Annotated in this window: 12 protein-coding genes; 10 read left to right on the top strand and 2 right to left on the bottom strand. The window is 66.6% G+C overall.

The window, feature by feature from the left end; all coding sequences use genetic code 11:
- Nucleotides 1–15: 15 nt before the first annotated feature.
- Both EPK82_RS14755 and EPK82_RS14750 read right to left on the bottom strand, forming a co-directional pair.
- Nucleotides 16–570 (bottom strand): hypothetical protein, encoded by a 555-nt coding sequence (locus EPK82_RS14755; protein WP_037049534.1) that lies wholly within the window; start codon nt 568–570, stop codon nt 16–18.
- Between the two features lie 55 nt (nt 571–625).
- Complete coding sequence (locus EPK82_RS14750; RefSeq protein ID WP_134677046.1) at nt 626–1081, bottom strand: multidrug/biocide efflux PACE transporter; 456 nt, start codon at nt 1079–1081, stop codon at nt 626–628.
- A gap of 88 nt (nt 1082–1169) precedes the next feature.
- Here EPK82_RS14750 and EPK82_RS14745 point away from each other — a divergent pair, with 88 nt between their 5' ends.
- From EPK82_RS14745 to EPK82_RS24790, 10 genes are all read left to right on the top strand, one after another.
- Nucleotides 1170–2048, top strand: a complete 879-nt coding sequence (locus tag EPK82_RS14745) for a LysR family transcriptional regulator (RefSeq protein ID WP_037049538.1) — start codon at nt 1170–1172, stop codon at nt 2046–2048.
- Between the two features lie 43 nt (nt 2049–2091).
- Nucleotides 2092–3471 (top strand): exodeoxyribonuclease VII large subunit, encoded by a 1380-nt coding sequence (gene xseA / locus EPK82_RS14740; RefSeq protein ID WP_134677045.1) that lies wholly within the window; start codon nt 2092–2094, stop codon nt 3469–3471.
- 8 nt (nt 3472–3479) lie between these two features.
- Entirely contained in the window at nt 3480–4418 is a 939-nt protein-coding gene (locus EPK82_RS14735) for a LysR family transcriptional regulator (protein WP_037049545.1), read from the top strand.
- Between the two features lie 155 nt (nt 4419–4573).
- A complete protein-coding gene (locus tag EPK82_RS14730) occupies nt 4574–5614 on the top strand; it encodes a TRAP transporter substrate-binding protein (protein ID WP_134677044.1) in 1041 nt (346 codons plus the stop codon).
- Between the two features lie 61 nt (nt 5615–5675).
- Nucleotides 5676–6155, top strand: a complete 480-nt coding sequence (locus EPK82_RS14725; RefSeq protein ID WP_134677043.1) for a TRAP transporter small permease — start codon at nt 5676–5678, stop codon at nt 6153–6155.
- Nucleotides 6152–7432 carry a TRAP transporter large permease gene (locus EPK82_RS14720; protein ID WP_080757016.1) on the top strand — a complete coding sequence of 427 codons (1281 nt, stop codon included), beginning with the start codon at nt 6152–6154 and terminating at the stop codon, nt 7430–7432. The genes EPK82_RS14725 and EPK82_RS14720 overlap by 4 nt, the downstream gene beginning before the upstream one ends.
- A 4-nt stretch (nt 7433–7436) precedes the next feature.
- A complete protein-coding gene (locus tag EPK82_RS14715) occupies nt 7437–8201 on the top strand; it encodes a M15 family metallopeptidase (RefSeq protein ID WP_037049555.1) in 765 nt (254 codons plus the stop codon).
- Nucleotides 8202–8277: 76 nt separating this feature from the next.
- Nucleotides 8278–9120, top strand: a complete 843-nt coding sequence (locus tag EPK82_RS14710) for a peptidoglycan DD-metalloendopeptidase family protein (RefSeq protein ID WP_134677042.1) — start codon at nt 8278–8280, stop codon at nt 9118–9120.
- 121 nt (nt 9121–9241) lie between these two features.
- Complete coding sequence (locus EPK82_RS14705) at nt 9242–10513, top strand: mechanosensitive ion channel family protein (RefSeq protein ID WP_134677041.1); 1272 nt, start codon at nt 9242–9244, stop codon at nt 10511–10513.
- Nucleotides 10514–10579: 66 nt separating this feature from the next.
- On the top strand, nt 10580–12265 hold the full coding sequence (locus tag EPK82_RS24790; protein WP_244229974.1) for a flagellinolysin: 1686 nt from the start codon (nt 10580–10582) through the stop codon (nt 12263–12265).
- Nucleotides 12266–12519 lie beyond the last annotated feature (254 nt).

The following is a 12519-nucleotide window of genomic DNA, read 5'->3' as shown; positions in this document are numbered from 1 at the left end:
CGGTCGCCGCCCGGCTCAGGCCGGGTCGTCGACCCGCACCTGGCGGAGGGCGAAGCCCAGGCGTTCGCCGAACTCCTCGACGAACGCCGGGCGCAGTCCGGCCTCCACCCAGCCGTTGAAGATGAAGCCCAGGTTGGAGAAGCCGCAGGGCTGCAGGAACAGGAAACCGTTGATGTCATCCTCATGCCCGCATTCCGGGCAGGTGAAATTGTCGGTTTCCCCTGGCCACCAGACCTCCAGGCTGTCGAACAGCGGCACCCCCACCTCCCGCCGACACTCGGCACACCCCGCCTCTTCGAGAAAGCCGCGCGTCGGCACATAGATGCAGCGGTGGGTGATGATCTCCAGACCATTGTGGGGCTGGCCATACGGCAACAGCTCGGGGCGCTCGGCGATCTGCCGCGCGCCCGGACCGATGGCATAGGCCATGCCGTTGCCGCCCTGGCCACAGGTGGTCGGCAGCGCCTCGACGATGCGCCGTTTGACCAACCAGCGCAGCAGCGCCCTCGCCTTCTGCTCATGCGCGGGAAGCGTGGATATCTGTGGAACGAGAACGAGTTGTGCGGTCATGAGGCTTGGGCTGGCAGCGAACAGAGGCGGCAGCTTAGGCCCTGCCGCGGGCAAATCAAGCCCCCCGGCAGATCGCCACCTCGCGCCGGGCCAGGACCCGCTCCCGCAGCAGGTCGTAGCCCCAGTTGAAGCCCAGGGTATAGGGCAGGAAGAACAGCAGCAGGCCGATATCCAGCAGCAATGCCTGCAGCAGACCGATCGACAACCACCAGGCGGCCAGCGGCACCAGCACCACCACCAGGCCGAGTTCGAACAGCAAGGCGTGGCTGACACGGGCACCCAGGCCGCGCACGAAGCCCATGCGCCGCTGCGCACGGTCGAACAGGTAGTTGAACAGCATGTTCCAGAGCATCGCCACCGTGGAGAACATCAGCGTCAGCACGCCCAGATGCAGCAGCGGCTTGCCCATCAGCCAGGCCAGGGTTGGCGCGCAGATGAGTACGGCGATGACTTCGAACGCCAGGGCATGGACGATGCGTTCGCGCAGGGTGCGTGGCAGTGGCTGGCTCATGACTGAAACCTCGTGACAGGAAGCGATGGGCGCTATGATCATCGGCAAACCTGCCATGACGAAGTGAGTTGCCATCGGTGAAACCGATATGAACATATCTCCCGAATCCCTTCAGGCCTTCGCCCAGGCTGCTCACAGTGGCTCACTCAGTGCGGCGGCACGGCGCCTGGGCAAGAGCCAGTCGACGATCAGCGAAGCCGTCGCTCGACTGGAAATCGACCTGGGCGTGACGCTGTTCGAGCGCGGCCCTCGTCGCCTGCAGCTCACCGAGGCCGGCGCCAGCCTGCTCGCTCACGCCGACGAGGTGCTGGCAGCCGCTGACCGCCTGGCCCGCCACGCCGCCGGACTGGCCAGCGGTCAGGAAGCGCGCCTGACCCTGGCCCTCTCCGACGCCTACCAGCCGAAGCAGTACGAAGCCCGCCTGCAGGAACTGGACGAACGCTTTCCCGACCTGCAGTTCGAAAGCCTGATCGCCGAGCAGGCCGACGTGCTCGACCTGGTCAACCAGGGGCGGGCCCAGATCGGCCTGCTGGCGGCGCAGGATCGCTACCCGCCGCACATCGCCCATGCCCGCCTGGAGATGAGCAGCGAGTTCGGCCTGTTCGTCGCCAGGGAGCACCCGCTGGCCGAGCGCTCGCATGTGCGCCCGGAAGACCTCTCGCACTGGCGCCTGCTGCGCCTGAGCAGCGTGGCCGACGACGACGCCAACCGCGATGACCTGCCCGGCAGCGGCGGGCGCTGCTGGGCGGCACCGGATTACCTGATGCTGCTGGAGATGGCGCGCCTGGGCTTCGGCTGGGCCGAGCTGCCACGGCAACTGGTCGAGACCTATGGCTTCGAGGCCCTGCATGAACTGCCCTGCAGCGGCTGGCCACGGCGCATGGCGGTCGATGCCATCTGGTCGCGCCAGCGCACGCTCGGGCCGGTTGCCGCGTGGCTGCTGCAGCGCCTGCAAGGCGGTACCTGACGGAGGTCGCGCCCGCTGCCCACTGCGCTTATCATGCCGCCCCATGATCAACGATCCCTTTGCACGGCTGAACCTCGACCGCGAGGTGCTCAGCGTCAGTCAGCTCAACAACCGCGCCCGCCTGCTGCTGGAGGATGTGTTTTCCGGCATCTGGGTCGAGGGGGAAATCTCCAACCTGGCACGCCCGGCGTCCGGGCACATCTACTTCACCCTGAAGGATGGCCAGGCCCAGGTGCGTTGCGCGCTGTTCCGGCAGAACGCCGCACGGGTGCGCCAGGCGCTGCGCGACGGGCTGGCGGTGAAGGTCCGTGGCAAGGTGTCGCTGTTCGAGGGCCGGGGTGACTACCAACTGATTCTCGATGCCGTCGAACCCGCCGGCGATGGCGCCCTGCGCCTGGCCTTCGAAGCGCTGAAGGAAAAACTCGGCGCCGAGGGGCTGTTCGCCAGCACCGGCAAGATCGCCCTGCCTGCCCATCCGAGGCGCATCGGCATCGTCACCTCGCCGACCGGCGCGGTGATCCGAGACATCATCAGCGTGTTCCGCCGCCGCGCGCCGCAGGTCGAACTGAACCTGATCCCCACCGCCGTCCAGGGGCGCGAGGCCACCGCGCAGATCGTCCGTGCCCTGCAACGGGCCGACGCGCAGGGCTTCGACGCACTGATCCTGGCCCGTGGTGGTGGCTCGCTGGAAGACCTCTGGTGCTTCAACGAAGAGGCCGTGGCCCGCGCCGTGGCGGCCTGCAGCACGCCCATCGTCAGCGCCGTGGGCCATGAGACGGACGTTTCCATCGCCGACTTCGTCGCCGACGTGCGTGCCCCGACGCCCTCCGCCGCCGCCGAACTGCTGGCTCCGGACAGCAGCGAACTGCTGCAGCGCCTGCACAACCTGCAGCGGCGCCTGGTCCTGCACATGCAGGGTCGCCTGGCCCGCGAGCGCCTGCGCCTGGACGGCGTGAGCAAGCGCCTGCGCCACCCCGGCGAGCGTTTGCGCCAGCAGGCGCAGCGCCTGGATGACCTGGACATGCGCCTGCGCCGCGCCTTCAACCAGCAGCTGGCCAGCCAGCGCGAGCGGCTGGCCCGTCTCGACGCCCGCCTTGCGGCCCAGCATCCGGGACGCAGTCTGGCCCTGCTGCGCCAGCGTCTCGACGGCCTGGCCGAACGCCTGCCACGCGCCATGCAGGGCCAGCTGCGCAACCAGCGCCAGCGCCTCGGCGCGCTGGCCGGGCAACTGCAGATCGTCAGCCCGCTGGCGACCCTTGGTCGCGGCTACAGCATCCTCCTCGACGAACGCGGCCAGGCCGTGCGCAGCGCCGCCCAGACGCAACCGGGCCAGCGCCTCAAGGCACGCCTGAGCGAGGGCGAACTGGATGTACGCGTCGAAGACAACCACATCCAACCCGCGACCCTGTCGCTGCTGGACTGAGCCCGCCGATGTCCCGCCTGAACCCGCGCGCCCTGGCCTACCTCAACGAGGTCATCCACTTTCGCTCGCTGCGCAAGGCCGCGCAGCACCTGAACGTCGACCCCTCGGCCATCAGCCGCCAGCTCAGCGCACTCGAGGAAGAGCTGCAGATCCGTCTGCTGGAACGCACCTCGCAGGGCGTCAGCCCGACCGAGGCCGGCGACATGCTGGTCGCCCACTACCGCCAGCAGCGGGCCAACGAACAGGGCGTGCTGTCGCGCCTGAGCGACCTTCAGGGCCTGCGCCAGGGCAGCGTGCGTATCGCGGTCGGCGAGGGTTTCATCACCGACCTGATCGCCCAGCCGCTGCAGAGCTTCATCCTGCGCTACCCCGGCATCGACCTGGAGGTGCGCATGGCCGGCGCCAACGAGGCGCTCGGCCTGCTCAAGGAAGATGCCGTGGATCTGGCGCTGGTCTATGCCCCTGTCGAGGACGAGGCGCTGCAGGTTCACGTCGACACGCGCCAGCCACTGGACCTGATCACCCCGCCGCACCATCCACTGCTCGAACACCCGGGGCCGATCCCCATGACCGCCCTGCGCGGCGAGGCCCTGGCACTGATCCACAGCAGCACGGGCATGGGCCAGCTGGCGGTGATGGTCGCCCAGCTGGAACACGTCGAACTGCGCCCGAAGCTGCGCACCAACTCGGTGGCGGTGCTCACCAACTTCGTCAAATCCGGCATCGGCGTGGCCTTCATGCCCGAGCTGACGGTCAGCGACGAGCTCAAGGCCGGCAGCATCCGCCGTCTGCCCCTGGCCAACCTGGCCCTGCACGATGCCCGCGCGCGCATCCTCAGCCACAAGGGCCGCGAACTCACGGTTGCCGGGCAGGCCTGTCTGCAACACCTGCGCCAGAGCATGCGCTTCTTCAGCGGCGACGCGCCGAGCCTGTCGCGCACACGCTGAGCCGAGCCCGCTCGCGTTGCATTTTTTGCATCACAAGCCTTCTTGAACAGTCAACACAACAACAGCTAGCGTACCGTTGCTGACGCGCTCTAGGTTCGAACAACAACAGCATCCGCGCGGCTTTCCCACCATCGTTCTGCCATAAGGAAAACAATATGCAATCGACTCTGTTCGGTCAGTTCGGCCGCCGTTTCTGTGCGGCGCTGCTGGTCAGTGCCATGAGCCTGGGCGCATCGCTGAGCCAGGCCGCTACCAGCATCAACATGAGCTACAACGGCGCGGCCGACCTGGAAAAGAACCCGGTGCACCTGTTCGCCAGCAACTTCAAGCGCCTGGCGGAGCAGAAGAGCGGCGGCGAGCTGCAGATCAAGCTCTACCCCAACAGCATGCTCGGTGAAGAAGAGCAGCGCATGGAGCAGGTCATCAGCGGCCCGGGGCTGAACATCGCCTCCTTCGCCGGCATCGCCCCGCTGTTCCCGGAGATCTACGTCAGCGCCATCCCCTTCATGTTCGAGGACGCCAAGGCCGCCCACCGCTTCTTCGACGACGGCCGCTACTGGCAGGCCGCGCGGGAGGAATTCCGCTCGCGCACCGGCACCGAGATGCTGGCGGTGGTCGAGGAAGGTGGCTTTCTCAACTTCACCAACAACAAGAAGCCGATCAAGTCGCCACAGGACTTCCAAGGCCTGCGCTTTCGCGCGATGGACCCCAGCCAGGTAGCGCTCTACGAATCGTTCGGCGCTTCCGGCACGCCGATCCCCTGGACCGAGCTGTACATGGGCCTGCGCTCGGGCGTGGCCGACGGTCAGATGAACCCCACCTCGTACATCATCCTCGGCAGCCTGTACCAGGTGCAGAAGTACCTGACCCTGGCCAACATCCAGTACTCCGACCAGTTCCTGGTGGCCAACGCCGAGCTGCTCGAATCGCTGCCGGCCGAAGCGCGCCAGGCTCTGCTCGATGCCGCCCGCGAGGCCACGCTGCTCAACCGCGAGGCCATCGCCACCCAGCAGGAGAAGGAGCTGGCATTCCTGCAGGACAAGGGCATGCAGATCATCCGCCCCTCCGCCGAGGACCTGCAGGCCTTCCGCAGCCAGGGCCAGCCGGCCTACCTGAAGTGGCTGGGCGAGCAGGACATCGATGCGCAATGGGTCGAAACGGCCCTGCAGGATGTCGGTCTGAAGCCCGCCCAATAGTCCCCGCCTGCCTCCTAGCGCCCTGGCTGACAGGGCGCTGCTTCTCTTGCCCGGAGTCCTTATGTCCTCCTTTATCGAGCGCCTGCGCGCCGTGGTGCTCAACCTGGGTGCGGCGCTGCTGTTGCTGGACCTGTTGCTACTCATCTACGGGGTGGTCGCCCGCTACCTGATCGGCAGCTCGCCGATCTGGATGGACGAAATGGCCCGTTACCTGATCATCGGCAGTGTGATGCTGCTGCTCGGCGCACTGTGGAGCGAGGGCGGGCACATGCGCATCAACCTGCTCGAACAGCGCCTGCCGGCACGCCTGGCGCGCTGGCTGCAGCTGTACCAGTGGCTGGCGGCCTGCGCCTTCTTCACCTTCGCCACCTGGGTCAGCCTGCGCTATGCACTCGAGGCCGGACGCTTTCGCAGCCTGGGCCTGGGCATCAGCCGCACGTGGCCGCTGCTGGCGCTGCCGCTGGGCTTTGGCCTGCTGGTACTGATGGTGCTGCTGCGCGGCCCCTGGCCGAACTCGCAACAGGCGGAGGTGCAACCATGATGGGTCTGGCCATGCTGCTGACCTTCGCCGTCAACCTGGTGCTGGGTCTGCCGCTGTTCTTCTGCCTGCTGCTCACCGCGATGGTCGGCTTCCTGTTCGTCGACATCGGGCTGTTCGTCAACATCCTGCCGCAGCGTTTCTTCGGCGGCATGGACATTTTCTCGCTGATGGCCATCCCGCTGTTCATCCTGGCCGGCAACCTGATGAACAACTCGGGCATGACCCCGCGCCTGATCCGCCTGGCCAATGCCATGGTCGGCCATCTGCGCGGCGGCCTCGGCCACGTCAACGTGGTCGCCGGCGTGTTCTTCGCCGGGGTCAACGGCTCGGCCGCCGCCGACGCCTCGGCACTCAGCTCGCTGCTGGTGCCGGCCATGGAAAAAGAAGGCTACTCACGCAAGTTCGCCGCAGGCCTGACTGCCGGCAGCTCGCTGATCGGCCCGATCATTCCGCCAAGCATCTTCATGATCCTGTACTCGTCGCTGACCAATACCTCGATCGGCGAACTGTTCCTGGCCGGCGTGGTGCCCGGCTTGCTGCTGGCGCTGGCGTTCATGGGCATGAACGCCCTGTATGCGCGCAAGGCCGGTCTGCAGGCGCGGCACCAGGCTCCGAGCTGGGGCGAGGTGCTGGCTGCCTTTTCCGGCGCGGCCACCGCACTGGTCGCTCCGGTGCTGATCGTCGCCGGCATCGTCATGGGCCTGGTCACGCCAACCGAATCAGGCGCGCTGATCGTGCTCTACGTGGCCGTGATCGGCATGCTGCAGGGACAGCTGTCGCTGCGCGGATTGTGGGATGGGCTGCGCGACACCGTGCGCCTGACCGGCAGCATCTACGCGATCATCGCGGCGGCCTCGGTGGTCAACTGGCTGCTCAATTACACCCAGGTGGCGGCGGCGTTCGCCGAACTGCTGGGGCCGTTCAGCGACTCGCCGACGCTGATCCTGCTGGTGATCAGCGCGATCATCTTCATCTGCGGCATGGTCATGGAAGAGGTCTCGGTGCTGATGCTGCTGACGCCCATCATCGTCCCGGTGGCGCTGGCGGCCGGCGTCGACCCGGTGCACCTGGGGCTGATCTTCACCCTGAACATCACCATCGCGATGATCACGCCGCCCATGGGCGCCTGCCTGTTCATCGTCGCCGCCGTCAGCAAGCTGAACATCATGGAGATGTTCAAGGGTATCTGGCCATTCGTGCTGACCGCCCTGGGCGTACTCTACCTGCTGATCCTGTTCCCCTCGCTGACCCTCTGGTTGCCGCGCCTGCTGAGCTGATGCCATGACCGACCTGACCACCCCCATCCCCTACCGAGCAGAACCCGACTGGCAGGCGGTCGCGGCGATCCCCATCGTCGAGTGCGATGAGCCGCTGCACCCGCTGAGCCTGAGCCGCACGCTGCGCGTGTACCCGGCATACGCCCGCATGGGCGTGTGCCACGCCATGGCTGAATGCCACTCGCGCAGCGCGGTGTTCGAACGCCTGCTGCAAGTGGCCAAGAGCCTGCCGGCAGGCCTGCACCTGGTGGTGCTCGACGCCTGGCGTCCGTTCGCCGTGCAGCAATACCTCTACGACAGCCTCTACGACGCGCTCAAGGAGTACTACCCCGACGCCGACGAGGCGCACCTGGAGCATCTGACGCGCCAGTTCGTCTCGCCGCCCAACAGCAGCCGCGGCAATCCCAGCCCGCACCTGACCGGTGGCGCCGTCGATGTCACCCTGTGCGACGATGACGGCCACTGGCTGGACATGGGCACCGCCTTCGACGAGGCCAGCCCGCGCTCGGCCAGCGCCCACTTCGAAGGCCCCGACGGTGAAGCGGCGGGCCAGCAGGTACGCGCCAACCGGCGCACGCTGTACAACGCCATGCTCGCCCAGGGCTTCAGCAACCTGCCCAGCGAGTGGTGGCACTACGACTACGGCGACCAGCTGTGGGCCTGGCACCAGGGCGAGCCTCAAGCGCTGTACGGCCCCGTGCAGTTGCAGACCCTCGACAGCCTCTGGCGCCAGCAGCTCGAACAGCAACTCGGCCTGAACGGCCGCTGAGGCGCTGCCACAGGCTTTCCCGATGCCGGCATTTACGCCAGCATAGGCCCCCCAGCCCTCGCCCGGACCGCCTCGCATGCCCCGTCCCCTGCCACTGCTCGCCACATTCCTGCTGCTCGCACTGAGCCTCGCCGCGCCGGCCCACGCCGAGGGTTTCATCACCCGCCTGCTGAACAAGCCGGTACCTGGCGGCGTGGCCGTGCTCGATCTGGGTGGCCAGGCCCAGGCGCCGAAGGTTCGCTACCAGGGCAAGCCGGTGCTGACCATTCGTGAGGACGGGCAGCGCTGGATCGCCATCGTCGGCATCCCGCTGAGCGTCAAGCCGGGCACGCAACAGGTGCAGATCGAGGGAGGCCAGTCGCTCGCCTTCGAGGTCGGCGCCAAGCACTACACCGAGCAGCGCATCACCCTCAAGAATCAGCAGCAGGTCAACCCCAACGCCAAGAACCTTGCCCGTATCGAGCGCGAGCTGGCCGAACAGACCCGCGCCTACCGCCAGTTCAGCGCCCGCCAGCCGAGCAACCTGCTGTTCGACAAACCCGTCGACGGCCCGCTATCCAGCCCCTTCGGCCTGCGCCGTTTCTTCAACGGAGAGGAACGCAACCCGCATTCGGGCCTGGACTTCGCCGCCAGCCGTGGCACCTCGATCAAGGCGCCGGCTGCCGGCAAGGTGATCCTGATCGGCGACTACTTCTTCAATGGCAGGACGATATTCCTCGACCATGGCCAGGGCCTGATCAGCATGTTCTGCCACCTGTCGGCGATCGACGTGAAACTCGGCGACGAGATCCCTCGCGGCGGCCATCTCGGCAAGGTCGGCGCCACCGGGCGCGCCACCGGCCCGCACCTGCACTGGAACGTCAGCCTCAACGATGCACGGGTCGACCCGGCGATCTTCATCGGCGCGTTCAAACCCTGAACTGGACGCAGCCTGCAACACCTGAGCGCTGGGTTGGCGCGCCGATTTTTGCTAGGGTACGGCGGCTCAAACGGTCGGCCCCACAAGGCCGGCCTGCCTCATGCCCGCAGCGGAGCCGGATATGCCGAATGAGCTCAACACCTGGATGGACTGGCTGAAGCAACAGCCGGAACTGCTGACCCTCAGCGCCACACTCGCCCTGATCGCGGCGGCCTGGCTGTCGAACTGGGTGGTCAAGCACATCCTGGTGCGCGCCATCTATCGTGTGATCGGCGCCACGACCGTGGGTCGCCACGGCCAGATCAAGGAAAGCGGCATCATCAAGCGGCTCTCCAACGTCGTGCCGGCGCTGGTGCTGTCCAGCGGCGTGATGCTGGTACCGGACATGCCCGAGGCCGTGGTCGAGGTGACGCGCAACGTCTGCAGCGCCTTCATCGTGCTGACCATCGCCATGGCCATCGGCGCCTTTCTGGACATCCTCAACACCCTCTACCAGCGACGCCCGAATGCCCACCTGAAGCCGATCAAGGGCTACCTGCAGGTGATCAAGATCGCCATCTACGCGATTGCCGCGATCCTCATGGTGGCTGCACTGATCGACCGCTCGCCGCTGATCCTGCTGTCCGGCCTTGGCGCCATGGCCGCCGTGCTGATGTTGATCTTCCAGGACACCCTGCTGTCGCTGGTGGCCAGCGTGCAGATCTCGTCGAGCGACATCATTCGCGTCGGTGACTGGGTGGAGATGCCCAACCTGAACGCCGATGGCGACGTGATCGACATCGCCCTGCACACGGTCAAGGTGCAGAACTGGGACAAGACCATCACCACCATCCCGACCCGCCGCTTCATCACCGACCCGTTCAAGAACTGGCGTGGCATGCAGGAATCCGGCGGCCGACGGATCAAACGCGCACTCTACCTCGACCAGACCAGCGTGCACTTCCTGAGCAACGAGGAAATCGCCCGCCTGCGCCGCTTCATGCTGCTCGACGAATACCTCGACCACAAGGACCAGGAGCTGCTCGACTGGAACACCAGGCTGGCCGAACACAGCAAGGAAGCGGTCAACACCCGCCGCATCACCAACATCGGCAGCTTCCGTGCCTACGTCGAGCACTACCTGCGCCATAACCCGCACATCCACCAGCACATGACCCTGCTGGTGCGCCAGCTCAGCCCGACTGCCGATGGCCTGCCGCTGGAGATCTACTGTTTCACCAACACCACGGCCTGGAATGCCTACGAGGGCATCCAGTCGGACATCTTCGACCATCTGCTGGCCATCCTCCCGGAGTTCGGCCTGCGCGTGTTCCAGCATCCGAGCGGGGCCGACTTCCAGGCGCTGCGGGAGAAAGCCCCCGCCGCTCGTCGCCTCAACAGCGAAATGGCTTAAGTCCAGCAGCATCGCGCCGATCTCTCGGTAGAGCCGGGTAATCGCCCGGCGGCTACCAGTGAGCCGATGATGCTGACGGTCAATACCAACATCGCCTCGTCGTTCACGCGTCGCCAACTGGAGAGCAACAACACCGGCCTCGACATCTCGTTGCAGCGCCTGTCCACCGGGCAGCGCATCAACAGTGCCAAGGATGACGCTGCCGGGCTGCAGATCTCCAACCGCCTCAACTCGCAGGCACGCGGGCTGGGCGTGGCGATACGTAACGCCAACGACGGTATTTCGCTGCTGCAGGTCGCAGAGGGCGCGCTACAAAGCGTGACCGACGCCCTGCAGCGCATCCGTTCGCTCGGCCTGCAGGCAATGAATGGCTCCAACGGCGCCAGCGAGCGCCAGGCACTCGACCAGGAAGCGCAGCAGCTGCTGCAGGAGATCGACCGGGTCAACGAGACCACCACCTTCGCCGGCCGCAAGGTCTTCGCCCAGGGCCAGTCCTCTGCCCTCGGCGACCTGGACCAGCGCGCCGTGCTCAACTCGCTCAAGGGCTTCTGGATCAGCGAAGGAGAACAGCGCGTCTTCGACGCCTTCGGTCTGCGCGCCGACGGCGCCGAGCTGAAAATCACCTTCAGCAACGACAGCAGCAGCCAGGCTCTGGCGTCGGTCTCCTCCAGCGGCGCGGATGGCAACGGTCGCGTGCTCAATCAGGTGCTCAACGTCAACCTCGCGTACTTCGACGCCAGCTCGCTGCCCGACGGCGGCAGTTACCCGCAGTACACCGACCGCGTGATTGCCCACGAGATGACCCACGCGGTGATGGGCCGCACCATGAACTTCGCCGCCGGCCTGCCCGCCTGGTTCATCGAGGGTGCCGCAGAAGCCGTACAGGGTGCGGACGAGCGCCTGGCCGCCGACACCGCCGGCGGTACCAATACCACGGCGATCGTCAGCGCCTTCAATGCCGACGACGTCAGCGGTTCCGCAGGCTACTCCGGCGGTTATGCGGCGGTGCGCTACATGCATGCCAGCATCAAGGCAGAGGGTGGCAAGGGCATCAAGGACATCATGGGCTACCTGAACAGCAATCCCGGCTCCACGCTGGACCAAGCGCTGAGCAATGCCAGCCACGGCGCGTTCACCGGGCTCGCAGATTTCCAGAGCCAGTTCAGCAGCGACGCGGCTGCCTACGTGGCGGGCCTCGACCTGAGCAACGCCGACACCGGCGCCATCGGCGGCCTGGACGCGGACGGCGGGCCGACGCTGACGGCCGAGAACGTGCTGCTCAATCAGGGTACCGGGGTCCCCGGCTCGCAGGGCTTCCGCCTCGTCGAACCGACCCTGTTCAACGACACAGCGGTCGGCGGCAGCGCCCTGACGCAGTTCCAGGTCGGCGCCGAGGCCTACGAAACCATTCAGATCGGCCTGGGCACGTTCAATGTCGACACCCTGGCGCTCGGCCGCCTCAGCCTGCAGGACACCCCCGGCCTGGCGGTGATGGACATCGACGACGCCCTCGCCTACATCGACCGCCAGCGAGGCTACATGGGCGCGGTGCAGAATCGCCTGGAGTCGACGATCAGCAACCTGCAGAACATCGCCGAGAACACCGCAGCCAGTCGCTCGCGCATCCTCGACACCGACTTCGCCAACGAGACCGCCAACCTCGCCTCGCGGCAGATCATCCAGCAAGCCGCGCAGAGCATCCTCGCCCAGGCCAACCAGCGCCCGCAGGCGGTACTCGAGCTGCTGGCCTGAGCCCTGCGCAATCCGTCGCAAGCCTTGCGCCAAGAAGCGCAATTAATCGCCCGCATACAGGACAGCGCGAAATTTTCAGGCGTTTTTTCCGTAAGTATTGCCATCATTCCCTACCGAACGTAGGGTTAGCGACATGAACACTGCACATACCCTCATTCTGATGCGGCAACACCGCTGCCTGCGCCTGGTCAGCCCGCGACTGCGTGGCTGAATCCTCGTCTCGCCCCCAAGCCTCCGTGTTGCCCCCGGCCCAG

This window comes from Ectopseudomonas khazarica (genome assembly GCF_004521985.1).
GTDB lineage: Bacteria > Pseudomonadota > Gammaproteobacteria > Pseudomonadales > Pseudomonadaceae > Aquipseudomonas > Aquipseudomonas khazarica.
The sequence above is the reverse complement of the archived record's forward strand: the minus strand, read 5'-3'. Positions and strand labels throughout refer to the sequence as shown.